Origin of the sequence: Mesorhizobium sp. (genome assembly GCF_017306585.1) — a bacterium.
In the GTDB taxonomy this organism is placed as follows: Bacteria; Pseudomonadota; Alphaproteobacteria; order Rhizobiales; family Rhizobiaceae; genus Mesorhizobium.
The window spans coordinates 1-1,744 of sequence record NZ_JAFKIC010000005.1; the positions used below are offsets into that span (position 1 = coordinate 1).

Here is a 1,744-nt window from a genome sequence, read left to right on the forward strand (position 1 = left end):
GTCGTGCGCTGGCAGCTCGCCAAGAAGCACCACCCCACCCACAAAACCAAGGGCCCCCCCGAAACCACGCGCACCGGCGCCAAGATGTACAAGCAGAAGGGTACGGGCCGCGCTCGTCACCATTCGGCACGCGCTCCGCAGTTCCGCGGCGGCGGCAAGGCCCACGGCCCGGTCGTTCGCAGCCATGAGCACGACCTGCCCAAGAAGGTCCGTGCGCTGGGCCTCAAGCATGCCCTCTCGGCGAAGGCCAAGAGCGAGTCGATCATCATCGTCGACGAGCTGAAGCTGACCGAGGCCAAGACGAAGGCGCTGGTTGCGAATTTCGCGACGCTGGGCCTGACCAACGCCCTGGTGATTGGTGGCGCCGAGCTCGACCAGAACTTCAAGCTGGCCGCAACCAACATCCCCAACATCGACGTGCTGCCCATCCAGGGCATCAACGTCTACGACATTCTGCGCCGCGGCACGCTGGTCCTTTCCAAGGCCGCCGTCGAGGCTCTCGAGGAGCGCTTTAAATGACCGACCTTCGTCACTACGACGTGATCGTCAGCCCGGCGATCACCGAAAAGTCGACCATGGCTTCCGAGCAGAACCAGGTCGTCTTCAACGTCGCCAAGAAGGCGTCGAAGCCGGAAATCAAGGCCGCCGTCGAAGCGCTGTTCGGCGTCAAGGTGACGGCCGTGAACACGCTTGTCCGCAAGGGCAAGATCAAGCGCTTCCGCGGCACGATCGGCCGCCAGAGCGACGTCAAGAAGGCGGTTGTGACGCTGGCCGACGGCCAGTCGATCGACGTCGCGACGGGTCTCTGAGCAAGGCCGCGAGGACAAGAACATGGCACTGAAAAAATTCAACCCGGTAACGCCGAGCACCCGCCAGCTGGTCATCGTCGACCGCTCGGGCCTCTACAAGGGCAAGCCCGTCAAGGGTCTGACCGAAGGCCTGACCAAGTCGGGCGGCCGCAACAATTACGGCCGCATCACCGCCCGCTTCATCGGCGGCGGTCACAAGCGTTCGTACCGCATCATCGACTTCAAGCGCCGCAAGTTCGACGTTGTCGGCACGGTGGAGCGTATCGAATACGATCCGAACCGCACCGCCTTCATCGCGCTGATCAAGTATGACGATGGCGAGCTGTCCTACATCATCGCCCCGCAGCGCCTTGCCGCCGGCGACAAGATCATCGCGGGCGAAGCCGTCGACGTGAAGCCGGGCAATGCGATGCCGCTGGCCTCGATGCCGGTCGGCACGATCGTCCACAACATCGAGCTGAAGCCGGGCAAGGGCGGCCAGGTCGCCCGTTCGGCTGGCGGTTACGCCCAGCTCGTCGGCCGAGACCAGGGCATGGCGATCCTGCGCCTGAACTCGGGCGAGCAGCGTGTCGTTCACGGCTCCTGCATGGCCACCGTCGGTGCCGTGTCGAACCCCGACCACGGCAACATCAACGACGGCAAGGCCGGCCGCACGGTCTGGCGCGGCAAGCGCCCGCACAATCGCGGCGTGACCATGAACCCGGTCGACCATCCGCATGGCGGTGGTGAAGGCCGCACCTCCGGTGGCCGTCATCCGGTCAGCCCGTGGGGCAAGCCGACCAAGGGCAAGAAGACGCGGTCCAACAATGCGACCGACAAGTTCATCCTGCGCTCGCGCCATCAGCGCAAGGGCTAAGAAGAGGTAGCGCCAAGTGACTCGTTCTATTTGGAAAGGCCCCTTCATCGACGGCTACCTTCTCAAGAAGGTGGACAAG

The 1,744-nt window shown here is 64.3% G+C and carries 3 protein-coding genes and 1 pseudogene; all 4 read left to right on the top strand.

The genetic code is table 11. The features are described 5' to 3' along the window. Positions 1–519: 50S ribosomal protein L4 (gene rplD, locus J0I79_RS00055; protein ID WP_292854126.1), on the top strand; the 519-nt coding region annotated here is incomplete at its 5' end. Next, positions 516–809 (top strand): 50S ribosomal protein L23, encoded by a 294-nt coding sequence (locus J0I79_RS00060; protein ID WP_292854128.1) that lies wholly within the window; start codon positions 516–518, stop codon positions 807–809. The genes rplD and J0I79_RS00060, both read left to right, overlap by 4 nt. 22 nt (positions 810–831) lie before the next feature. Further along, complete coding sequence (gene rplB, locus J0I79_RS00065; RefSeq protein ID WP_292854130.1) at positions 832–1,665, top strand: 50S ribosomal protein L2; 834 nt, start codon at positions 832–834, stop codon at positions 1,663–1,665. 16 nt (positions 1,666–1,681) lie between these two features. Next, positions 1,682–1,744 (top strand): annotated as a pseudogene (locus J0I79_RS00070) (30S ribosomal protein S19); the annotation flags it as partial.